We start from the raw sequence: 21,449 nt of genomic DNA on the forward strand, positions 1-21,449 counted from the left end.
CCTGAAAGCAGCCAGTAGGGACATTTCTATCTCTACTTCCTTCACAAATCGTGGTGAAAGAAATCACTTTGCTTGCATCAAAGTGTGCGGCGACCAGCTGCCCTCGCCGGGCGGCACACAGGCCACTACTTGGCGCCAGCATTGAACTGGTAGTTGCCCTCAAGCTGGTCGAGAACGACGGTGTTGGGCGGGTTGGAGTCGGAGGCGGCCGTCAGAACCATCTCCTTGTCCAGTTTGCGTGATCTGAACTGCCATCCCTTCGGCAAGGTCAGGCGCTTGCCCAGGGTGGGCAGGTTTTCGATGGTGTTGTTGGGGTCGGCTTTCAGGGACAGGCTGAACATGGTGTAGACGGCGCCCTCGGGTGTGATCAGCTCATACACCGTTTCGCCCGCATTGAAGATCATGCGACTGTCACGTTTGGAGACCAACGGCTTGTAGGCCACCGGCGGTCCGGAAACGAACTCCTTGAAACTTGGGACTTCGAAGGTTCCGTCCAGGTTCAAGGGGATCCCGGCGATCACTCTCTGCTTGCAGCCATCCCAGGACGAAGCGGTTATGGTGTTCGCCACCAGACGGCGTGGGCCATTGAAGAAGACCCCGTCGCCCCCGAACTCCTTCTTTAAGGTATCCCCATTCAGGGCTCGGAAGCGCGCGTCCATCACGTCGTTGGGCGCGGGAAGGGCGTTGCTGAGAGAGTTGAAGTAGTTGCCGATGCCGCCGCCGTTGGGCTGGCGGAACATGAACAGAATCTCGTAGAAGGCCCTGCCGCGCCAGTTCTCAGCCTTGATTGGGCAAGGATTTGTCAGGTTGATGATCGGTCCGGTTGCCGGTTTGGCCTGCGCTTGAGCCGTGGGGTTCCAGGCCACTGCAGCGACCAGCGCGGCAGAGGCAAGGAAGGCCGGCACATCGTTCTGAAGAGTCTTCATGATCAAATCTTTCGAGGGGTTGAGTGAGGGGGAATCGAGATACCGAATCGGGATAAGCGCTAATCAGGGAACGAGACTGGCACCTCCGTTCATCATTTGGCCTGCATCAGCGCAGGCGGCTTCCAGCTGCCCTCGCCTGGCGGCAGGATCGAAGGCGGCGTGTCCTTCGGCCAGTACAGGCGCATCACCATGTAGATCGGGCCATCCGGCGCGGGCAGCCAATTGGCTTCCTTGTCCTTGCCGGGCGAATCCTTCTGGATGAGCAGCGTGAGCGACCCGTCCGCGTTCTTCTTCAGCGTGGGAAGCATCGGCGAATTGATCAGGTAGCGGTTGATCGGGTTGTCGATCAGCAACTGCGTCTTGCCGTCGTACATCGTCACCGACCAGAACGAATTCACCGGCGGCAACTGGTCTTTGCCGAAGGTCAGGGTGTAGCGGTGCTTGCTGCCGTCCAGCGCAGCGCCGGTGCCGTCGGTCTTGGCCAACGGGTACATGGCCTCGGCGGCGTCGTTGCCGTAAATGCCGGCCATCGCGGCGGCGGCGCGCAGCTCGTAGTCGCCCTTGAAGAAGGCGCGGTCGCCGAAGGCGGCGCCGACGAGCCAGCCGTTGATGTCCTTGCCGATCCTGTCGCGGCGCTTTTCGATCGCCTCGTAACCCTGCTTCACGGCCAGGCCCACCGCCGCCTTCTGCTCAAGCGAGAGGTCATTGAAGTTGAAGGTCTTGCCCGGGCCGATGCCGATGCTGGCGAACTTGGCGCGCAGCTCCTTTTCTTCCGGCACCACGGGTGCGAACTGAAGCAGAAAGTCGAGAGTGGCCGCGAAGTCGGTCTTGAACGGGGCCTGGCCAACGAAAGGCGGGAACGCGATGGCCGGTGCGGTGGGCGGCGCGGGCTGCTTCAGGAAGGCCGAAAGCGGCTGGGCGCGGATGCCGGCCTGCACCTTCTTCACGTTGTCGATGTCGGCAGCGTTGAAGAGCTGGGTGCGGAAGATGATCAGGCTGAACTGTGTTTCCGAACGGAACACCTTGGCGATGCCTTCGGGCTTGTCGCCCTTCCATTTGGGGCCAGCGACCAAGTAGCAGCCTGCACCGTTGCCGGTGGTGCGGCTGCCGACGTAGCCGTAGTTGAAGGAATACAGGTCGGCCAGTTGCACCGAGAAGTAGCGCCCTTTCTCGACCTCGGGCACGCAGAACACCAGCGGCTCGGCGCGCAGGTCGGCCTGGATCATCGAATAGGGCGTGTCGGCGTTCGGCGTCGGGATGGCCGTGTCTTTGGGGGTGAAGGTCTTGGCGTCGTTCCAGACCTGGTTGAAGCCGGCCTTGAACTGCGGCGACGCCTTGTCGACGTTGAACTCGTACATCGCCTTGTAGGCGGCGATCATCGGGAAGCCGTAGACGTAGGCCTGCTCGGCGATGCGCTTCATCTCCTTGATGCCGGGCGCAGGGACGCCGGCGACAATGTCCTTCTTCGCCGCCTGGCTGACCGCGTCGTCGCGCTTCCCAAAGGCGGGGAGCACCGACACCGATACGAGCAGCAAGCCGATCAATCCAGCTCGGACCGCGACGTTCGCCGAGCGCATGTTCAGGTGATTCATCGCCAGTGGCCCCATCGAAGAAGGAAAACGTATCGATACACCTTAATTTTAGACAGAAAAATCTTCATATTCTGATTGAAAAGGCAGCACAGAGATACGGATTAAGCCAAATCATGGTTGACAAACCAACGACCCCTTCATGTGCATACGCTCTTCCTGGCTGCACAACTGAGCCAGGCCTCATTCGTTGACCATCGAGGCCTTCACTTCAACCGAGCCATCGCCACATTGCACGAGGCGGCCGGTGGGATTGGCCATGAGGGTTCCGAGCACAAGCTGGGGATCCGCCGGACGGATCTGGCCAGGCTGAAGGTTCATGCAGATGATCGTGGTGATCTTGGGGTTCTGGCTGGGGGTGAGGAAGGCTGCTCCCACATAGGCATTGAGCAGGCCCACTTTCGGACCCTGGGCTGGAATCACATAGCTGTAGGCGGCTTCCGTGGTGGTGCGCACGGCATAGTCGAAGGTGGCGGGCAGGGTGATGCCGAAATCCTGCTGGATGTTGGAAACTGCGGCACGAAAGGCCCCGTTTTTCTGGTAGTAGGTGCGTTGGCCTTCCATCATCTGGGCCACGGCCTTGAGGGCGGCCTTCTGATCTGGATTCGCCGGAAGCTGAGCGTTTGCAGGCAGGCCTACCGCCTTGCCCACACCCAGCAACAGGGCGGAGACCGCCATGGACCGCAGCATGGTCTGACGGAAGGAAGGAAGCATGAACGGCCTCTGTTGCCGGGTGGCAATCTGGCGAAGTTACCAGCAGGAAGGCCTCCGTAACAGCCCTTTCAGGCCGGCGCCCCATAGGCCACCTGGCAGACCGCATTGAGCAGCTGGGCTTCTGCCGCAGAAGCCGGCGGCTGGCCGTCGACGAGGCCCGCCTGGCAGTTCGCTCCACCGAACAGCTGCGGGCCTCCATCGACGCTGTAGAAGAAGCTCGCCCCCTGGCTGCCCACGGCCTCCACTGAGCCGTAGTTGAGCGTGTAGGTGGTCTGCGGCACTGGGATCACGGCAGATTGCTGCGCCGCCGCCTGGTTCACCAGCGCCGTGATCGCGGCACCAGTGGCCAGCCCCGTCAGCCCCCAGGCGGCAGCACTTGGACCCCACCAGTTCCAGCCGGCAGGATTCACCTGATACCAGCCTGCGCTCCAGGGTCGTGCCCCCCAGTAGCCGCCATTGACCCAGGCTGGATGGAAGCCGGCGTAAGGCCGGGCGTAGAAGCCCCGGTCCACAGCGCCGACCCCCACAGCTGGCCGTACACCGGCTCCATAGACCGGGTGGTAGCCCGCGTAGCCGCCGCGAACTCCAACGTCACCACCGAAGCGATAGCCGCCCACACCGCTGCCCCAACCGCCTACGCCCACTCCGCCACCCAGTCCGAGGCGGGCCAGGGCCGGCTGGATACCCTGGCTGGCGGCCGTGGCCAGGCTGATCATCACCAGCAGCGCCGCAGTGGCACGGAGCCAAACGTTTTGGCGTCTCGAGACCGGATCGGGTGGGGTGATCGCCACGAACAGACGGTTCGTACTTGGCTTTTTCTAGTCCCAAGCTGTCACGAAGGACGGTGATCAGACGAGGAACGTCACCCGCTGAAGTTGGGATCAACCCAGATTGGTTTGGTGCATGGGAAGACCGAGGCCAAGCGAAGCGGCCCCTGCTAAGCAGGAGGTCTTCTCCCCGCTCGTGCCATGAAAAGGATCCATGAACTCGCTGTCCTGGTCGTCTCTGGTGTGGCTTTCTCCCTGGCCGCAGGCAGTGTCTGCCTGGCACGTCCGAATCCCGGGGGGATCGGGGGCCCGGCATCCGGGGCGGGTGTGGCTCCTGGGGCAGGGTTCGGTGCGGCGGGGCCTGGCCTCGATCGGGAGCCAGGGGTAGGAGCCGGTGGTGTCGGCGGTCCTGCCTCCGGCGCAGGGGTCCTGCCCGGCGCCGGTGTGGGAGAAGCAGGTGTCGGTGTGGAGGCACGACCCGTGGAGAATCCGGGTGGTCTCGGTGGGCCTGCCTCCGGAGCCGGGGTTCGCCCTGGCGCGGGCTTCGGAGCACCTGGCGCGGGGATGTACCGGCGCTGATGTCATCAGGCGTATCGATCTGGTCCGCAACGGTGACAGGCAAGCCTGCGAAAGCCTCCGGTGAAGGGACGGACACCCGCACCTTCTTGCTCTGGCAGCCAACAGCCTGATCGTTATGGTCCAGCTGATGGATGCATCACCACCATGGCCCTCACCGGATCTGACCTGCTCGCCAAAGTCAAGGAGCTGGGTGATGCCTCCAAGTCCGATCTGGTGCGAGCCTCCGGCTATGTGAGCACTAAGAAAGACGGCAGCGAACGGCTGAATTTCACGGCGTTCTATGAGGCGTTGCTGGAGGCCAAGGGCGTCAGCCTCGGAGAGGGTGGTGGCAACGGCAAAGGGAAGGCTGGCCGCAGCTTGAGCTATGTCGCCACCGTGCAGGGCAACGGCAACCTGCTGGTGGGCAAGGCCTACACCGGCCTGCTTGATCTCAAGCCCGGCGACGAATTCGAGATCAAGCTGGGTCGCAAGCAGATCCGGCTGATTCCCGCTGGTGGGGATGACGACGAGGAATGAGCCAGGCGCTTGCGGGGCCGTCGCTCTCAGGTCAACGGAAGGGCTCGCAAGACACCAGGAAGCCGCTGACATGGTCGGACCACTGGGCCAGCGCCAGCAGCTCGCGGGGTTCCCGGGAGAACCCTTTCTGGGAAAGAGCCGTGAGCTCGGCCAGGTTGTCGTGGGTAACCAGCGGTTTGCTTCGCTTGGCGGCTTCGCAGGCATCGACAAACTCCTGTCCCTGCTCCGCCAGGCATCGGGCATAGGCCTCCTCGAAGGGCACCCCCTGTTCCTGCAGCCGCACGAACTCGTCCAGCTCTGGCGGGAGGTGATCCAGCCATAGGGGAAGGCTCCGCACCGGCCCGATGGTGACGGCGCCGTTGTGGAGGTGCATCAGCACCACGGTGGCCTCCAGGGTCCAGCTGGGCTGGGCCAGCAGCTTGCCGGCGGCGATCTCGAAGGACTCGCGGTAGTCCTCGACCAGAGCCTGGTGGATGTCGGTGAGGTCAGCCATGGCGCTGGGTTACACGACAAAGCCCGGTGACGAGGCCACCGGGCTCTGAAGAAGTTTGGTTGATGGGGGCGGAGTGGCTGACGCTGGCACCTGGGGCCAGGGTTCCAGTGGGACTTCCCGTTGGGTCCGGGGCACCTATGGCGGTGCAATGGACGGCGACGGCGTGACACGCCAGGGAAGCCAGAGATCCGATGAGAGTGTTGGAACAGGGGCCGGATCCTCAGCGCGCTCCTCGAGGCTGCTCAGGGGGGGTGTCTTCCATCGATGGAGCCTCCGAATCCCGTTGCAGCCACGATGGGCCCACCGGCGGGTGTCAGCAATGGCTTCCGCCCATTCGACACCGCTCTTCACCGGAGGCAATGGGGCTTCATGAAGGGGACTTCACGGCTCAAGGACAGGCCCCCTCGGTGGCCCCGGCAGGATCCCAAGGGCCTGAAGGCTGCTGCGCCCCAGCCGATCGCGTTTGGGGGCATCGGCAGCCCCGGCCATGGCGATGTTGAGGGCAAAAGGAGTGATCTGGTCCCCCTTCTGCACCCAGCCCACCCACCAGCCCACGCCGGCTCCCGGGGCGTTCTGCCAACCGGTCTTGGCATGAAGGCGCCACCCCGGGCCGGAATCGATCTGGGTGATCTCGGCCACCTGCTGCTGTGCGCCCCGGGGGAAGGGCAGGCGCTGGTGGGCCAGGCGCGAGAGGAAGCGTGTCTGCTCCACCGCACTGATCGCCAGCGGGCCCAGCAGCCAGAAGGTGGTCACGTTGCTGCCGATTTGCTGGTTGCCGTAGTGCAGACGCTCAATCGCCTCACGCATCCGCACTAGGCCGATGCGACGGGCCAGCTCCTGATAAAGCGGCACGTTCGAGACCCGCATCGCTCCGCGCAGCCCCATGGGTTCGAGCCACTCGCGCATGAACGGGTTGGCATCGCCGGTGTAGGGGATCACCTCATCCACGTTCTGCACCGCGCCTAGGGACAGACCGATTAGGGCATTGGCGACCTTGAAGGTGGAGGCCGGCACAAAACGCTGTTCGGCCCGCTCACGGTTGTGGCCGCGCAGTTCCCCGCGGCCTTCATCCAGCAGCACGAAGGTGCCATCCACGCCGGCGTCGCGGAACAGGGCCGTCACGGCCGGCTCGTCTCGCCAGGGCGTTGCGGCTGCAGCTGTGGGCAGGGCCAGCACAGCCACCGCGACCAGCGTGAATGGCTTGACCATGGAGGTTGGCAGGGAATGCAGGCAAGCCTCGCCCAACCCTCAGGGCAGCACCAACAGCAGCAGCCGATTGTCCTCCGGATCCAGCAGCCAGGCCTCGGCACCAAAGGATTCCTGCCGCGGCGGATCCTCCAGGGAGTCACCCAGGGCCAGGGCTGCGGTGATCCAATCGTTGAGCACAGCATGCGCGCCCGATCCATCCGCCTTTCGTTGCAGGCAGAGCGCCAATCGCCCCGGCTGCCGCGGCTGAGGCCGGCTCCTGGATGGGGCGTACACCTCCAACCAACCACCGGCCGGCCAAGGAACCCGCCAGTGCGTGCTGCTGAGGCCCGGCTGCGGCTCCACGTTGAGCAGAGCTCCATAAAACCGCGCCAGGGCGGCGGGATCGTCGGCGGCCAGCACGAGTGAGCTGGTGATCGAGCCGGTGATGGCGGTGGCCTCTGGCTCGGGAATCCCAGATCAGCAGCAGAGAGCTCCAGGGCGGACCACCGGACGGATGCTGCTGACGGCAGCAGTGGGGCCGCGGCGCACGCGCACCCGAACCGTGCAGTGGGCCGGCCCCAGGTGCTCAATAAGGGCCTCTCGGGCCTGGTGCTGCAGCTCCTCCAGAGTCGGGGCGGTGATGCGGATGGGCAGGGTTTCGGCCTGGACTTCCAGGTGGCCGGGGCGTTCAGCCAGAACGAGGAACACGACCTCACGCATGCGGGGGTATCTCCTTCTTTCCGGCTCCATCCTTGGCCTGCCGAACGGTTCAGGCGGGTGCGTGCCGATACGGGGAACCGGCCTTGCGGGCACCTGCCCTAGCCGTCTCAAGCGAGCCAACCCCGTCCAGCGGCAAGCCTTGTGGCCTCCTGTACGGCCGTGATGCAGCGCTGGGCTCGGCGTTTCGCATCGTCCTGGCCCTGGGCCCGCAACACGTAGGCCTCCATCGCCTCCGGGGTTTCGATCAGCGCCAACAGGCCATTGGTTCGCGCACCGATCGAGGCATCGGCGAGGAGACGGCTCAACAGGCCCTGCTCCCACAGCTCCTCGCCTGCGGAGCCGGCAGCAAACAGGTCCTGGCGGAGCACTCCCAGCAGCGAGTGCTTGAGAGCATCGAGCTGGCCCCGCCGCAACCGGCGGCTGTTGGGCAGGCGCGCCGCAGGGCCGGCCGGGACCGCGGCGGGGCGATCCGGTTTGTGATCCACGCTCCAGCTCAGGCCGGTGCCCGGCAGCCCCACCGTGGTGCGGGGCCCACCGTTGCGGTTCACCGGGATGTTGAAGGAAGCCCCCCGCCCGCCAACGGAGATCGAGCTCAGTCCCCCCCTGGAGAAGTTGAACCTCAGCGGACCCAGGCGCGCGGAGCGGCGGAAACGGAACCCCATGGCAATCAGTCGTCGGCCTTGGAGCCACCGCAGTCCTGCCAGCTGTTCAGCAGACGAGCCAGCTCATCCTTCATGGCGGCCAGCTCGTCGATGCGCAGGCTGATGGAGTCCATCTGGGCCGTAATGCTGTGCTTCAGAGCGGAGCAGTTGCAGACACCGGAACGCCGAACTTCCAGGATCTTCGTCAAATCGGGAATCGACACATCCATCGCCCGTAGGGCGCGAATGATCGCCAGTTCAGCGAGATTCTCCTGATCAAACAGCCTGTAGCCGCCTTCCGAGCGAGCCTTCGGCTGGAGCAATCCCGCGTCGCAGTAGAAGCGGATTGTCTTCACCGGTAGACCCGTGCGCCGGGCCACCTCGCCGATGCGCAGGCTGGGATCAGGCGACGATGAAAGTGTTCCCTGGCGGGCCACGGCGAAAACCCTCCATTCAATGGAGCCTTGCGAACCTAGGCATCCGCAGGCGTCGAAGCCCACAAATCACCACTCTCCACTAAGTGTGCTCTGCTGGAGGCTTTTGGTAGGCTTGGTGTTCAGCAGCTATACCTGCGCTCGCTCCGCCCCTCCCTGTTCCATGTCGAGCCTTTCCAGTCCATGGGCAGCCCGGACGGCAGCCGCGATCGGCGCCAACCTCCTGCTCTCAGCCGCTGGCCTGGCTGCTCCAGCCACTGGCACGGGCGGCGTGCCCGCCCTCTACCCAAGCCAGGCAGAAGCGGAGAAGGCGGCCAAACTCCACTTCAACTGCACGGGCGCCCACAAGATGGGGAACCAGTGGATGCCCTGTGCCAAGCACGGTGACGGCCACGGCTCCGGGACCTCCCACTGACACCAGGCTCTCCCATGGCCCAGTGCGGCGACAAGCCCAAGCGGATCGCCTTCGGTTTGGCGCCCCTGGGCATCATCTCGATCGGCATTGTGCCGATGGGGGTAGTGAGCATCGGCGTGGTGCCGATGGGGGTCATCAGCATTGGCGTGGTGGGGATGGGTGTGCTCAACGCCTGTGTGGTGGGAATGGGCGTGCTGGTGGCGGGAGTGAACGTGATGGGGGTCTGGTGGGCAGGTCTTGAAGGCATGGGCCCGCGGCGCCTGGGGGCTCCTGCCGGTGCCCTGCATCAGCACCACCACAGCTCCCCCGGCCAGACGCCACAGAACCTGATGGCCTACCCGAGCCGCGAGCAGGCTCTGGAGAGGGCGCGGCAACTGGGTTGCAGCGGCGTCCATGCCATGGGCTCCCTCTGGATGCCCTGCGCCGAGCACCCTGAGTAAGGGATCTTTTGGGATTCGTCCGCAGGTCCAGGATGAAACCCATTGGCTCGCAGCTGATGAACCGCATCCACTGGCAATTCAGAGTGCTGCCCACTGCTGCAGCGGCCCTGGCCCTGGCGCCGGCGGCTGCCTGGGCCCATGCCGATGGCCACCCCGGCGGCGGTTTCGTGGCCGGCTTGCTTCATCCCATCTCGGGTCTCGATCACGTCGTGGCCATGGTGGCCGTGGGTCTCTGGGGGGCAGTGCTCGGCCCGCCGGCCCTTTGGGTGCTGCCGGTGGCCTTCCCGCTGGTGATGGCCTTCGGGGGGCTGCTGGGGCTGCTCGGGGTGCCGATTCCGGGGGTGGAGATCGGCATCGCCGTCTCGGGCCTGGTGATGGGGCAGATGGTGCTGTTTGAGCTCAGACCACCGTTCTGGCTGGCGGCGCTGATCGTCTCCGCCTTTGCGGTGTTTCACGGCCATGCCCATGGCGCTGAACTGCCCGCCGGCAGCAACGCCCTGCTCTACAGCCTCGCGTTTGTGATCGCCACCGGCCTTTTGCACCTGCTGGGGATCCTGCTGGGCGAGACGCGCCGCTGGCCCGGTGGCCGGCGCTTTGTGCAGGGAGCCGGTGGGGTCGTAGCGCTGATCGGGCTCTTGTTCCTCGAGCAGGCCCTCACGTGATCGCGCTCCTCGCCCATCTCACCCCCACCGGCTTCGGGCCCTGGGGTGATGGCATGGCGCGGCTGTTTCTGGAGCCCACGGAGCTGCTGCTGGTGATCGCCCTGGTGCTGCTGGCGGTGCAGTCCGGCAGACCCTGCACGGATCGTCTGCCGTTGCTGCTGGCGCTCGCCTGGCTGCTGGGGGGCCTGATCGGCCTCCACCTGTCCGCTGAGCTGCTGCAGGCGGTGGCCTGCACGGCCGTGGTGGCAGCCACCGGCTTGCTCGTGGCCCTGGGGGTGCGGCTGCGGGCGCGGGTGCTGTTGCCATCCGTCGCCCTCCTGGCTACTGGGTTCGCCCTGGTGGCGGGTTCAGCGCTCGCCGGACACCCCGGTGCTCTGGCGGCCCTGCTGGGGGAGACCGTCGCCATCGCCGTCCTGACCACCCTTCTGGGCCAGCTGCTGGCTCCGCCCCATCCCCGCTGGCGGGCCATCGCTGTGCGGGTGGGCGGCAGCTGGATCACCGCCGCCTCGTTGCTGATGTTCGGTTGGCTGGTCCGTCACCCACAGTGATGCCCCTGCAGCCAGCCGGACCCACAATGGAGATCACGGTTCCAGTGGGTCACTCCCTGGAGGCAACGAGGAAAGTCCGGTGGGGTGCAGGGTTCTCCTGAGCCGAGTCCGGCGCTGTCCCGCAGCTGTGATGGGGGGCATGGCCCTCTCAGTCAGAACGCTCGCCGTGCCCAGCCCCTTCTTCTCCGGCGCGGACCGGATTCCACCATGACCCTTTCTGCTTCTGCCAGATCTCTGGCCCTGTTTGGCGCGGCCTCAGCACTGGTGTTGCTGCTGGATCAGCCCGCCCAGGCCCATGGCATCGCCCACGGCGGCATCGCCAGCGGTTTCCTCCATCCCCTGCTCGGCACCGATCACCTGCTGCTGTTGATTGGGGTGGGGCTGCCGCCTCCTACATCTCTGGCCAGCTGCTGCTCTGGGCCCTGGCCGGCGCCATCGGTGGTGGCATCTTCGGGGCAATGGGCGGTGCCCTGCCGGCCGCTGAGGTGATCGCGGCCCTGGCGATTTCGGCCGTGGCGGTGTTGGTGCTGCGCAGCCACCGCTCCTGCAAGGCGCCTGCCCTGGGCTTCTGCGGCGCCCTGATCGCCACCGCCGTGGCGGTGCACGCCATGCTCCACGGTCAGGAGGCGCCCGGAGATCTCTCGGCCGCCAGCTGGTGGCTCGGGGCGTTCGCCGACTCGCTGGTGGTGAGTGGCGGCACCTATCTCGTGCTCAGGCGCCTACCGGCCCATTGGACCGCCAAGCTGGACCTGGTGCTGGCCCTGTTCGGCGGATTCCTGGTGCTCGGACCGATCGGGCTGCTGGTGCGCTGAAGGCGCTGGGTTACGGCTGTGGATGCTCACGGCAAGGCATCCACAGCGACCCCATGGCATGGGCGCCCTCGCAGCCCAGTTCCCTTGCCTTCTGGAGCGCCACCTGCTTACTGGGATAGGTGTATGGATTCGGAGTGACCCCCTGGTGCTCGGGGTAGCGCCAGGGTTTGGTCTGATCAGCCGCTCTTGTTTGGTGCGGAAACGATGCACTCAAAGCTGCCTCAACCAGGCCAGCAGGTCCTCTCGGCGTTGTTTCGGCAACCGCTCGAACCGGGTCTTCGAGGCCGCCGCTTCGCCGCCATGCCAGAGGATCGCTTCTTCGATCGTGCGAGCCCGGCCGTCGTGGAGGAACCCCGCGGAGGCGTTCACCCGTTGGGTGAGCCCCAGCCCCCAAAGGGGTGCCGTGCGCCACTCACTCCCGGCCGCCCCCCGCTCCGACACCCCGTCATCAAGGCCGGGGCCCAGGTCATGGAGGAGCAGATCGGTGTAGGGCCAGATCCTCTGGTCGTTGATCACCTGAGCCACCGCCTGGGGGGAACGTGCCGTGGCCAGTTGCGGCACGTGGCAGCGGGCGCACTGCAGCTCGCTAAAAAGCTCCTGCCCCCGACGCACCACCGGTCTGGAGGCCGGCTGGGCGGTGCGGGGCGCCCCCAAGGTCTGGCTGTAGAAGGTCACGAGCTCCAGGTCCCGCGCACCGATGTCCCCCGGGCTGGTGAGGCCCATGTCGTTGAGGAAGGCGGCGGCGGTCTGATCCCGCACCGAGGCCGAGAGCGCCTTCCAACCGAAGCGTCCTAGCTGACGCCGGACGCCATCGCCCTTGAGCCAGTGGGGCCGGCCGGAGATGCCGTCGCCGTCGCGGTCGTCGGGGTCGGCGTGCTCGAGGATCGTGGCCTCCGGCACCGCCTCCAGCAGCCCCAGTCCGATCAGGGGAGGCGCCACCCGCAGGGAACGGGCCACTGAGCGGGTCGAAAGGTCGATGGGGGCCTCCGCCTCAAGGCGAACCACAGGCCGCCGCAGGCCCGCCTGGTCCTGCCACTCCACCTGCACGGCGGCATCGGGTTGGACGCCCATCACGGCCCGATCACGCACCTGGTGGCCGATGCCCGGCACGGGCCGCGCATCCCGCAGGGCCACCCGCACCAGGGATTCCCCCATCAGCGGCCGCCCCCTGCCGTTGCGCACATGGCAGGCAATACAGGAGGCGGCATTGAAGCGGGGCCCCAGACCCGCCCCAGGGGCACCTTCCAGAGGCACATGGGTGCGATCGAAAAGCCCATCGGCCACCTGGTGGCGCTCCAGCTCCGCGGGGGTGAGGCCGGCGGCCGGTTGCTCAAAGGAGGCCGAGGTGCGATTGGCTACCGTCATCGCACCGGCGGCCAGCTGGGGATCGGCGGCTCCCCACACCTGCCGCAGGCCGAGCCCGAGCACCACTGCCAGGGCCAGGGCCGCCAGCAGGAGGCGCCTCAGACTCCGGTCGGGACGGGCCATCAGGACAACAGGGGCACCGATCGCTCCACCAGCTTCGCGGTGCTGTGCAGCTGGTTGATCAGCTCCTCCATCGCCTGCAGGGAGGCTGGGTTGTCGAGGTGATCGTTGATCGGGTGTGGTAGGGCCTTGGCCAAATCCACTGCCTGGGACGTCTGTGTGTCGATCTGTTGGCCCAGCTCCGCATCTTTGCTGCGGATCAGCTCCAGCAGACCAGTGCTCAACAGCACCTGTCGGGCGCCCTGCACATTGGCGAGCAGATCCTCCTGGGTGTTGCCGCTATCGGCGCTCTCCAGGGTGTGGGGATCTTTTGTTTTCAGCGGTTGGCCGAGTTTCTCGTCGCCCCCCTCCTGCAGCAGGCCGATCACCCCCTGCAGCATCTCCTGCACAGCCGTGCCGGCTTCGGCGGGGGCGCTAATCCGCGCGCCGAAGCCCTGGGGCCCCGACCAGCTGGCAAGGAGTCCTTCGGCCTGGCGGTGCAGGTCGTCGGCCGCCAGGCGCAGATAGGCCAGCTCGTTGGGTGTGAGCAGGGCGGCGTCGGGTGGTGCGCCGGTGCGGCCGCCATAGATCACCCATTCGATGCCGTGGAAGCCCTTGGCGGTGTCGCTGAGGGCGGCGAAGGTTTCAGGTGTGAACGGGGCACCTCCCAGAGCCGCAGCGAGGTCCTTGCGGTTCACGGGCCAGGAATCCAAGGCGCCGTCAAAGCCCTCGGTTTCGGCGGGGCCGAAAACCCAGCTTTCGCTGGTCTCCCAGGTCCGGCGCGCCGAGCGCCAGGCCTGCCGGGCCGCCTCAAGGTGCGCGTCGGAAGGCTGGTCCGTTAGGCGCCGGATGGCCGCCTGCAGGGCGCCGGTGTCCGCAACCATCTGGGTGTAATTGGGCAGAACCACCTTCTCCACGAAGGTCGTCACCACCGTCTCGTTCGTGGGCGCGGCCGTGCTGCTGGGTGTACCACAACCGGTGAGGGCCAGGCCCAGGCACAGAGGCAGGCCGAATGCAAGGGCTTGACTCCAACGGCGGATTCGGGGCACGGCTGTTGCATGGCGTGTGGAGCCAATATCCACCGGTCGTTTCCAACGTCTCTGCCAGGACGTCACCTGATCGCGTGACCATTGGTACCGGGAGCCAAATCACTTCAGAGGCTGCCGGCATCACCACTCACTCACCCCACATTCGCAACAGGTTGGTGTAACTGCGGGTGAGCAAATCGAAGATCTCTCCCTTACCCTGCTGGGCAAACAACAGTCGCCGCGCCGTGTCGAGCTCGAACAGCAGCTCCCGCTGCTCGGCGCTGCGGAGGCGGCTCTGGATCCAGCCCACACAGGCGAGCCGTTCCCCTTCCGTCACCGGCTCCACCCTGTGCAGCAGGGTGCTGGGGTAGACGATCAGATCGCCGGCGCCGAGACGAACCGCCTCCTCACCGTCGGGGATCTCCAGCAGCAGGGCTCCTCCCAGGTAACGGCCCGGCTCCGAGAGGAACAAGGTGAAGGAGAGATCGGAGCGCCCATCGGCCATGAAGGCGTTATCGACATGCCGGCCATAGCCCTCGCCTGGGCCAGTGCGACTGAACAGCAGGCCGTGGATCCGGGCCGGCAACGCCGCCGAGGCCAGCAGGGGATGGGCCAGCAAAGCTTCATGCACCAGCGGCGCCAGCTCCCGGTACAGGGCAGAAGCGCGATCCAGCTGCCGGTTGTGCTTCACGGAGCGGGCGTGCCAGCCGGCCGTCTCCTGGCCGAGCCGCCACTCCACCTCCGGTGCCAGGAGCCGGCTCCGCCAGCTGGCGATCTGCTCGGCCGGCAGCAGTGATTCGATCTGAAAACGCATCGACCCGACCCTGGCGCGGTTCCGACGAACGATGACGGGTCCCTGCACCATCTCTGCAAATCGCGGACAGCGAAGGAGCCAGCACCGACATCTGTCACCAATGACACGTTCGTCTGTGACTGTTGCAGGCCCGTTCAGAGCAAACCCATTCACAGTCGGCTGCGTTCCATCCGGATCGGCCATGCCGCAATCCAGCATCGCTCTTTTTCTCGCGGCCACCGGGTTGATCACCAGCGCGGCTGGCTGCGGCAAGGTGCTCGAACCCGCTGACACGCAGACCCCTGCGGTCGGCCAGCCGACGCCCAGCGGAGGCAAAGCCGTCAAATACCACAGTCAAAACGGGGGAGGGGAAGGTGGAGAGGGCGGCGAAGGGGGTGAAGGTGGCGAGGGCTGAAACTTCGATCAGCAGCGGCCTCATAGCCGGCGCGAGAAGAGGCCCAGCCGCCAATCACCTTTATCGATAACAATATTCGGTCTCTAAATCAATTCAGGTCATCTCTTTTCCTGAGCCATCTCCCCTTGTTTTCTCAATTCGATGAACCAGCTTCTGCTTCGCCTGATCGCACCCGCTGGCCTGACTCTTCTGGCACAGCTGGCTCCGCTCGGCGCCACCGCCGCCGAACTCAACCTGGAGGCCATCAACAGGTATGCCGCCGGATCCAGCAGGGAGAGTCAGGACCAGGTCACAAGCATCAACCAGTTCTCCGACGTTCAGCCCACGGAGTGGGCCTACCAGGCGCTCTCCAACCTGATCGAGCGCTACGGCTGCGTCGCCGGCTACCCCGACGGCACCTTTCGCGGCAAGCAGGCCCTCAGCCGCTGGGAAGCCGCCGCTCTGCTCAATGCCTGCCTCGATCGCATCACCGAGGTGACCGACGAGCTGCGCCGCTTGCTCAAGGAATTCGAAGCTGAACTGGCCGTGCTCAAGGGCCGGGTGGATGGTCTCGAAGCCAAGGTCGGCGAGCTGGAAGCCAGCCAGTTCTCCACCACCACCAAGCTGAGCGGCCAGGCCACCTTTGTGCTCGGCGCGAATGCCTTCGGCGGCAGTGCTCCAACAGGGGCGGTCCGCCAGGAGGTGGGCGCCACCACCTTCAACTACGACCTCCAGCTCAGCTTCGACACCAGCTTCAGCGGCAAGGATCTGCTGCGCACGATCCTGCGGGCCGGCAATTTCGCCGACAGCGCCTTCGGCGGCGCCGGCCCCACTGGCGGCCTCTCCACCCTGGAAGCGGCGTTCCAGGAGGATTGCGGCGACAACGCCGACTGCGGCGATGTGGTGGCGATCGACAAGCTCTTCTATCAATTCCCGCTCGGCAGCGGCTTCACCGCCACCCTCGGTGGCCGCGTCGGTCAGGAAGACATGCTCGCTCTGTGGCCGAGCGTGTACCCCAGCGACACGATCCTGAACGTGCTCACCCTCAACGGTGCACCGGCGGCTTACAACAAGAACCTTGGCCCCGGCGCCGGCCTCTGGTGGCAGAACGGTGGCTTCAGTGTGAGCGCCAACTACGTGGCCGCCAACGGCAACGCCGGCAATCCGAGCGAGGGCGGCATCGGCACCAGCGCCAGCGCCGGTACCGGCACCGTGCAGATCGGTTATGCGCAGGAGCAATGGGCCGTGGCTGCGATCTACAGCTACATCCAGTCAGGGGTGGGGGTGCCCGGCACCACGCCCATCACCGCCCTCGCCTTCGAGAACCCCAGCAGCAGCACCAATGCCATCGGCCTCAGCGGCTACTGGCAACCCTCCGGCTCCGGCTGGCTGCCCTCGATCAGTGCCGGCTGGGGCATCAACTCCACGTCCTACGACGGCCAGGAGGTGGATGGCGATGTGCGCACCAGTCAGTCGTGGATGGTGGGGCTGGAGTGGAGCGATGTGTTCGTGAAAGGGAACGCCCTCGGCATGGCCGTGGGCCAGCCGGTCTTCGCCACGGCCCTCGAAGGCAGCGACACCCCCAACGACGGCAATTACGTGTGGGAGTGGTGGTACAAGTTCCAGGTCACCGACAACATCTCCGTGACGCCCGCCCTCTTCTATCTGAGCCGGCCCCTGGGCCAGGCCACCCCCTCCGGCGAGACCTTCAACCAGCTGGGCGGCGTGCTGAAGACCACCTTCCGCTTCTGAGCTGGGTGCTGTGAGGCGGCGGGGTGAACTGGAGCGTGCATGGCAAGGTGCCCTGCTCATCCCATCGCGTGGCTGTTGATCTCATCGTGTGGCTTTTGCGCCGTCACCAGCCGTTGCCAAGCGCTGCCGGTGTCTGGGCGGCGCCAGGCTGACACCAGAATTCGGCGCCGCCTGGCGTGGAAGGTGACGAGATAGCGAAGCAAGCAGCGCCACGTTTCTCCCTCAAGCTGGCACGCACCTGCCTCCGCAAAGAGGCGGCAATCCTGCGGCAGCCGCTTGCCACCCTCCTGGAGGATGAGGTCTTCGGTGTGTTCACGGGCCTGCCGATGGTTTTCCTGATCGTTCAAGCCGCACGCCTGCACCAGCCAGTGGAGGACGCTCTTCGGCAAGCCGGAGCGCGGCAGGAGGAAGTGGCTCTGCTCAGCTGCATCCACGTCAAACAGAGTCAGCAGGGTGGCAGTGGGCACGAAGGCTGAGCTTGGGGGGCATTCGCTGATGCCACCAACCGGCTCCATTTGTATCAGCGAAATGCTGAACTTGCTTGGTAAGGCAGGGGCCAATGCAAGCCGCCAGTGGCCCCACTCAAGCCGCCAGTGGCACCTCGGCACGCTGACGAATCACGCTGAGAAGATCGCAGATGCGGATCACATCTGCTTCGCTGAACAGGCCTTCTGGTCCCATCGGAGCCAGATCGATGTAGGGCGGGGCGTAGAGGCGGGCCTGATCCATCACACCCCGGCTGGTGAGTTCATTGATGATCTCGTTGATGAACTGGATCTGCGCAGCGGTGTGCGTGCCTTCAATCAGAAAATCGGCGAACAGTTCCTTGGCGGCATTGCGGTCGAGCCCCACCAGTGAGCGAATGAAGAGGCCGAAACCGTTGGATTCCTCACGGGCGCGTGCGATGACACGTTCATTGCCGATGCCCTGGTTGACCAGAAACCGCTCCAGCTCCAGTAGATCGGTGGCGGTGAGGGGCTGGTTACGGCGCAGACGCTGCATGGTGAGGTGATCCTCATGCACCCGCAGAAACTCGCGAGCGCGCAGGCGGAACTGGCGAAATTCATCCTGGCTGATCAGGCAAGCGGCATCAAATTCCTCAAGCTCACCAAGTTCATCCGTGAACGTGGTGTACACGGGTCCGCGTGCTTGACGCTCGATCAATCCGATCAGGCTGCGCAAGCGGCGGCGCACGTTTTCGAGCATGGGCAGGGTCACGTCCTGCCACCAGTCGGCTTGAGTCAGATCCTGAATCAGCTCGATTTCCGTGGCCACCATCGGGATGGTGTGGCGCTCTTCCAGCAGGCCTGCGATCTCCTGAAGTTGTGCTTGAAGACGGGGAAAATCAGCTGTGCTGCGCAGCTTTGACAACTGCAGTTTGTAGAGCAGCAGATCGAAGCGGCGGGCATCGGGATCGGTGTCACCGTCGAGCTCTGCCTGAGCAGATGGCAGAGGGGCCAGGGTGGTCGCCAGTGCCGCATGTGCATCGGCATCGAGATCCGCCCAGGCCGCTGGCTGGCGAAACCGTTCCACCAGCTCCAGGTGAGGCCGCACCAGGAAGTTATCGCTGGGGCAGGCGGCCACATGACAACGCAGCGCTTCAGCCAGCTCCATGCGGTGGTGGAGCAGGGCCTGATCGGCGGGAAGCGGGGCTGTTGGATCGGCGCTGTTCGGAAGGCCCCGGGCGTCGAGGCCTGCCACTAACGCGAGCCGCACTCGAAACAGGCGGGCGCTGAGCGAAGCGGGCGGGGTGGCACGGTCGCGGCCGCTGTGCCCGAGGAAGAATTCAAGGTTCTGGCAGCAATCGAAGATCCAGAAGCACTCCTTGTGCTGCCCGGGCCCGAACAGATCGGGGCAGAGGCGTGTGCCTCGTCCCACCATCTGCCAGAACTTGGTGCGCGAACGCACCGGCTTGAAGAACACCAGGTTGACGATCTCGGGGATGTCAATGCCGGTGTCCAGCATGTCCACCGAGATGGCAATGGCCAGATCGCTGGCGGGATTGGCGAATTCGTCGATCAGGCTCTGTGCGTAGGGGGCGCGGTTGTCGATCACACGCGCGGCCTTGCCGGCGAGGTGGGGGTAGTGGTGATCGAAGCGGTCCTGGATGAACACGGCGTGGTCGTGATTACGGGCAAAGATGATCGTCTTTCCGATGGAATCACCGTTGGATCCACCCATGCCCTGGGTCATCAGCACCTGCAGGCCCTTGTCCACAGTGTCGGAATTGAACAGCCAGCGGTTCACCGCACCGGAATCCACACGCCCGTTACCGAGCACCCCTTCCTCCCATTCGAGCAGATCCCATTGGGCTTGCTCTGCGGCACTGAGCTCGGCGTAGGTGATGCCATCGCGCGGGAACTTGAGCGGCACCGAGATGGGCCGAAAGGGAACGAGATAGCAGTCGTCGACGGCCTGATCAAGGCCGTATTCATCGGTGGGCAGGCCCACTTCAAGATCGAAGAGGTCGTAGGTGTTGCGATCGATCTCATCGCGTGGTGTGGCGGTGAGCCCGCAGAGCAGGGAATCGAAGTAGGCAAAGATGGCGCCATATTTCTGGTACACGCTGCGGTGGGCCTCGTCCACCACCACCAGATCGAAGTGCCCCACCCCGAAGTGCTTTTCGCCCCGGCTGTTTTCCTCATCGATGAGGTTCATCATCGTGGGGTAAGTGGAGAGAAAGATGCGCCCTTCGCCGCCACGGTTGGAGACCAGATTCACCGGCGCACAATCCGGCAGAAAGCGACGGAAGGCGCGTTCGGCCTGCAGCACCAGGGCATTGCGATCGGCCAGAAACAGCACCCGTTTCACCCAGTTGCAGCGCATCAGCAGATCGGCCAGAGCGATCACGGTGCGCGTTTTGCCGGTGCCGGTGGCCATCACCAGCAGCACCTTGCGCCGCCCGCGTTCCAGCGATTCGTTGATCGCGCGAATGGCCCGTTGCTGGTAGTAGCGCTCCACGACCTGAGGATTCACCGCCGCCGCTGCCAGGCTCTGACGCTGACTGCGGCGACGGATCAGGGTTTCGAGTTCGCTTTTGCGGTAGAAGCCCTGCACCTCGCGGGGTGGGTAGCGGCTGTCGTCCCAGAGGCGATGGCGAAAGCCATTGGAGAGAAAGATCAGCGGCCGCTGGCCGTATTGACGTTCCAGGCAGTCGGCATAGAGCTTTGCTTGCTGTTGGCCCAGCATCGGATCCTTGCTGCTGCGTTTGGCTTCCACCAGGGCCAGGGGTTTGCCGTCATCGCCCCAGAGCACGACATCCACGAAGCCGTCGCCGGTTGCGTTCGGCATGCCGGCGATCGGCACCTCATCGGAGCGGCCTTCGCCATGCCGCCAGCCCACTTCTTCGAGGTAGTGGTCGATGTAGAGGCGGCGGGTGGCGAATTCGGTGAGATCGGCTTCGGGTTGAGCAGCCGCCTGGTTCGCCTTGCGCAGGGCCGTGATCTCCAGCCGCAGCAGTTCCACGGCCTCCTGCGACGCGGCGCTTTCCTCGCGGGCGGCCCGCAACTGCTGGTCGCGTTCGGCCAGCTGATTGGCGAGACGTTCCAGCTGTTCACGGCTCTGGCGCTGCTGTTGCGCTGCCGGCACGGCGGCGGGCAGCAGGGCCTTGTCGAAACGGTGGCCGCGCGCGTCAGCGGGGTTGCGGCCATAGGTGAGGACCAGCCAGCGCAGCACCTGAAAGAGCTCGGTGGCGGCCAGCACCGCGGTGCCGCTGCGGATGGGCTCGCTGCGGTGCACGGCATCGTTGCCCAGGTTCTTGAGCAACTTGAAGCGGCTCAGCAGCTGGGGGCCCACAAGTTCGCGGAAGTCGACGGTGTGGATCAGCTGGGAGAGGGAAGGCTCCCCCCAAGGCCGCTGCAGCTGGCTGTCGTTGGCGTACACCCACTCCACCAGCAGCTCCACGGTGCGGCGGGCGTAAAAGCAGGCGGTGCGTGGATCCGCGAGGGCATAGCGCTCCACCCGGGCTGCTTCTTCATGCAGCTCCGGCCACTGCTCGGCGATCAGGGAGAACTGGGACGGGGGGGTCGTCATTGCAACTGCTGCTCCACTTCATCAAGAAGTGCCGAAGCCGTCGCAAAGTGAATCCAGCTTTTCAGCGCTTTCTCGCAACCCTGTTGGAGCAGAAAGCCGATGCTGCTATCGCGAAAGCCGGAAAGCTCCAGCATGCGCTGGGCTTCCTGCAGATCCGAGCGAGCAATCCGCAGATAGCGCAGGGCATCAGGGTCAGCCATTCAGCAGGATTCCTTCCTGGTAGGCCTGGGTGGTAACGGCACTGCGGTACTTGGCGCGTTCGCGCACTTCGGCCTGGGAATAGAGGAGGAGATCGAGCGGAAGATGATGGCTCGCCAACTTCCGCCAGAGGTCCCCCAGCACCTGGAGGCGATCGTGGCCAGCAAGCCAGCCATCGGGCACCGTGATCAACAGGTCGGCATCTGAATCGAGGCGGGCTGTGCCACGGGCGCGGGAGCCGAAGAGTCGCACTTCGCAGCCGGGGATCTCCGCATGAATCTCTGCAGCGATCCGGGAAAGACGAGGGTCCAGGGGGGTGGCAGTGGAGCTGGTCGTCATGGGTG

General features: G+C 65.3%; 27 protein-coding genes and 1 riboswitch. Of the genes, 9 read left to right on the top strand and 18 right to left on the bottom strand.

The window, feature by feature from the left end:
• Positions 1–125: 125 nt before the first annotated feature.
• From KBY86_RS03065 to KBY86_RS03080, 4 genes are all read right to left on the bottom strand, one after another.
• Positions 126–926 (bottom strand): hypothetical protein, encoded by an 801-nt coding sequence (locus KBY86_RS03065; RefSeq protein ID WP_255140136.1) that lies wholly within the window; start codon positions 924–926, stop codon positions 126–128.
• A gap of 92 nt (positions 927–1,018) precedes the next feature.
• The gene (locus KBY86_RS03070) at positions 1,019–2,533 is read right to left on the bottom strand and encodes a DUF1254 domain-containing protein (RefSeq protein ID WP_255140137.1); all 1,515 of its coding nucleotides are present in this window, start codon (positions 2,531–2,533) and stop codon (positions 1,019–1,021) included.
• A 165-nt stretch (positions 2,534–2,698) separates the two neighbouring features.
• The gene (locus KBY86_RS03075; RefSeq protein WP_255140138.1) at positions 2,699–3,193 is read right to left on the bottom strand and encodes a type IV pilin-like G/H family protein; all 495 of its coding nucleotides are present in this window, start codon (positions 3,191–3,193) and stop codon (positions 2,699–2,701) included.
• A gap of 104 nt (positions 3,194–3,297) precedes the next feature.
• The gene (locus tag KBY86_RS03080; RefSeq protein WP_255140139.1) at positions 3,298–3,945 is read right to left on the bottom strand and encodes a hypothetical protein; all 648 of its coding nucleotides are present in this window, start codon (positions 3,943–3,945) and stop codon (positions 3,298–3,300) included.
• Positions 3,946–4,719: 774 nt separating this feature from the next.
• Between KBY86_RS03080 and KBY86_RS03085 the strand changes: the two genes are divergently transcribed.
• Positions 4,720–5,091, top strand: a complete 372-nt coding sequence (locus KBY86_RS03085; RefSeq protein WP_255140140.1) for an AbrB family transcriptional regulator — start codon at positions 4,720–4,722, stop codon at positions 5,089–5,091.
• Between the two features lie 31 nt (positions 5,092–5,122).
• On the opposite strand, the gene KBY86_RS03090 is transcribed toward KBY86_RS03085, so the two are convergent.
• The 6 genes from KBY86_RS03090 to KBY86_RS03115 form a co-directional block, all read right to left on the bottom strand.
• Positions 5,123–5,584 (bottom strand): hypothetical protein, encoded by a 462-nt coding sequence (locus KBY86_RS03090; protein WP_255140141.1) that lies wholly within the window; start codon positions 5,582–5,584, stop codon positions 5,123–5,125.
• A gap of 381 nt (positions 5,585–5,965) precedes the next feature.
• Entirely contained in the window at positions 5,966–6,793 is an 828-nt protein-coding gene (gene blaOXA, locus KBY86_RS03095) for a class D beta-lactamase (protein ID WP_255140142.1), read from the bottom strand.
• Positions 6,794–6,832: 39 nt separating this feature from the next.
• Positions 6,833–7,192, bottom strand: a complete 360-nt coding sequence (locus KBY86_RS03100) for a VOC family protein (protein WP_255140144.1) — start codon at positions 7,190–7,192, stop codon at positions 6,833–6,835.
• Positions 7,193–7,249: 57 nt separating this feature from the next.
• A complete protein-coding gene (locus tag KBY86_RS03105; RefSeq protein ID WP_255140145.1) occupies positions 7,250–7,492 on the bottom strand; it encodes a hypothetical protein in 243 nt (80 codons plus the stop codon).
• Between the two features lie 107 nt (positions 7,493–7,599).
• The gene (locus KBY86_RS03110) at positions 7,600–8,154 is read right to left on the bottom strand and encodes a DUF4236 domain-containing protein (protein ID WP_255140146.1); all 555 of its coding nucleotides are present in this window, start codon (positions 8,152–8,154) and stop codon (positions 7,600–7,602) included.
• Between the two features lie 5 nt (positions 8,155–8,159).
• A complete protein-coding gene (locus KBY86_RS03115) occupies positions 8,160–8,633 on the bottom strand; it encodes a MerR family transcriptional regulator (RefSeq protein WP_255140147.1) in 474 nt (157 codons plus the stop codon).
• A gap of 97 nt (positions 8,634–8,730) precedes the next feature.
• Between KBY86_RS03115 and KBY86_RS03120 the strand changes: the two genes are divergently transcribed.
• The 6 genes from KBY86_RS03120 to KBY86_RS03145 all read left to right on the top strand — a co-directional run bounded on the left by KBY86_RS03120 (position 8,731) and on the right by KBY86_RS03145 (position 11,444).
• A complete protein-coding gene (locus KBY86_RS03120) occupies positions 8,731–8,982 on the top strand; it encodes a DUF3721 domain-containing protein (RefSeq protein ID WP_255140149.1) in 252 nt (83 codons plus the stop codon).
• Between the two features lie 14 nt (positions 8,983–8,996).
• Positions 8,997–9,422 (top strand): hypothetical protein, encoded by a 426-nt coding sequence (locus KBY86_RS03125; protein ID WP_255140150.1) that lies wholly within the window; start codon positions 8,997–8,999, stop codon positions 9,420–9,422.
• A 56-nt stretch (positions 9,423–9,478) separates the two neighbouring features.
• The gene (locus KBY86_RS03130) at positions 9,479–10,084 is read left to right on the top strand and encodes a HupE/UreJ family protein (RefSeq protein ID WP_255140152.1); all 606 of its coding nucleotides are present in this window, start codon (positions 9,479–9,481) and stop codon (positions 10,082–10,084) included.
• Positions 10,081–10,632 (top strand): hypothetical protein, encoded by a 552-nt coding sequence (locus tag KBY86_RS03135; protein WP_255140153.1) that lies wholly within the window; start codon positions 10,081–10,083, stop codon positions 10,630–10,632. The genes KBY86_RS03130 and KBY86_RS03135 overlap by 4 nt, the downstream gene beginning before the upstream one ends.
• Positions 10,633–10,651: 19 nt before the next feature.
• Positions 10,652–10,816, top strand: a riboswitch (cobalamin riboswitch).
• A gap of 23 nt (positions 10,817–10,839) precedes the next feature.
• Positions 10,840–11,121, top strand: a complete 282-nt coding sequence (locus tag KBY86_RS03140; protein ID WP_255140154.1) for a HupE/UreJ family protein — start codon at positions 10,840–10,842, stop codon at positions 11,119–11,121.
• Entirely contained in the window at positions 11,091–11,444 is a 354-nt protein-coding gene (locus KBY86_RS03145; RefSeq protein WP_255140155.1) for a hypothetical protein, read from the top strand. Before KBY86_RS03140 ends, KBY86_RS03145 begins: the two co-directional genes overlap by 31 nt.
• A 10-nt stretch (positions 11,445–11,454) precedes the next feature.
• Here the strand turns inward: KBY86_RS03145 and KBY86_RS15265 are convergent, their stop codons facing one another.
• The 4 genes from KBY86_RS15265 to KBY86_RS03165 form a co-directional block, all read right to left on the bottom strand.
• Positions 11,455–11,658, bottom strand: a complete 204-nt coding sequence (locus tag KBY86_RS15265; protein ID WP_399221027.1) for a DUF3721 domain-containing protein — start codon at positions 11,656–11,658, stop codon at positions 11,455–11,457.
• Positions 11,655–12,932: a di-heme oxidoredictase family protein gene (locus tag KBY86_RS03155; RefSeq protein ID WP_255140156.1), complete on the bottom strand. Its 1,278-nt coding sequence runs from the start codon at positions 12,930–12,932 to the stop codon at positions 11,655–11,657. The genes KBY86_RS15265 and KBY86_RS03155 overlap by 4 nt, the downstream gene beginning before the upstream one ends.
• Positions 12,932–13,837: an imelysin family protein gene (locus tag KBY86_RS03160; protein WP_255140158.1), complete on the bottom strand. Its 906-nt coding sequence runs from the start codon at positions 13,835–13,837 to the stop codon at positions 12,932–12,934. Before KBY86_RS03160 ends, KBY86_RS03155 begins: the two co-directional genes overlap by 1 nt.
• A gap of 247 nt (positions 13,838–14,084) precedes the next feature.
• A complete protein-coding gene (locus tag KBY86_RS03165; RefSeq protein WP_255140159.1) occupies positions 14,085–14,750 on the bottom strand; it encodes a Fe2+-dependent dioxygenase in 666 nt (221 codons plus the stop codon).
• A gap of 181 nt (positions 14,751–14,931) precedes the next feature.
• On the opposite strand from KBY86_RS03165, the gene KBY86_RS03170 reads away from it, so the two are divergent.
• Both KBY86_RS03170 and KBY86_RS03175 read left to right on the top strand, forming a co-directional pair.
• On the top strand, positions 14,932–15,144 hold the full coding sequence (locus KBY86_RS03170) for a hypothetical protein (protein ID WP_255140160.1): 213 nt from the start codon (positions 14,932–14,934) through the stop codon (positions 15,142–15,144).
• Between the two features lie 141 nt (positions 15,145–15,285).
• Entirely contained in the window at positions 15,286–16,875 is a 1,590-nt protein-coding gene (locus KBY86_RS03175) for an iron uptake porin (RefSeq protein WP_255140161.1), read from the top strand.
• A gap of 56 nt (positions 16,876–16,931) precedes the next feature.
• Here KBY86_RS03175 and KBY86_RS03180 read toward each other — a convergent pair whose 3' ends face one another.
• The 4 genes from KBY86_RS03180 to KBY86_RS03195 all read right to left on the bottom strand — a co-directional run bounded on the left by KBY86_RS03180 (position 16,932) and on the right by KBY86_RS03195 (position 21,444).
• Positions 16,932–17,342, bottom strand: a complete 411-nt coding sequence (locus tag KBY86_RS03180; RefSeq protein WP_255140163.1) for a hypothetical protein — start codon at positions 17,340–17,342, stop codon at positions 16,932–16,934.
• 115 nt (positions 17,343–17,457) lie between these two features.
• Positions 17,458–20,907, bottom strand: coding sequence for a DEAD/DEAH box helicase family protein (locus tag KBY86_RS03185; RefSeq protein ID WP_255140165.1), 3,450 nt, complete (start codon positions 20,905–20,907; stop codon positions 17,458–17,460).
• Positions 20,904–21,107 (bottom strand): HEPN domain-containing protein, encoded by a 204-nt coding sequence (locus tag KBY86_RS03190; protein ID WP_255140166.1) that lies wholly within the window; start codon positions 21,105–21,107, stop codon positions 20,904–20,906. Before KBY86_RS03190 ends, KBY86_RS03185 begins: the two co-directional genes overlap by 4 nt.
• On the bottom strand, positions 21,100–21,444 hold the full coding sequence (locus KBY86_RS03195) for a nucleotidyltransferase domain-containing protein (protein WP_255140167.1): 345 nt from the start codon (positions 21,442–21,444) through the stop codon (positions 21,100–21,102). The genes KBY86_RS03190 and KBY86_RS03195 overlap by 8 nt, the downstream gene beginning before the upstream one ends.
• Positions 21,445–21,449 lie beyond the last annotated feature (5 nt).

The organism is Synechococcus sp. Lug-A, assembly GCF_024345655.1.
In the GTDB taxonomy this organism is placed as follows: Bacteria; Cyanobacteriota; Cyanobacteriia; order PCC-6307; family Cyanobiaceae; genus MW101C3.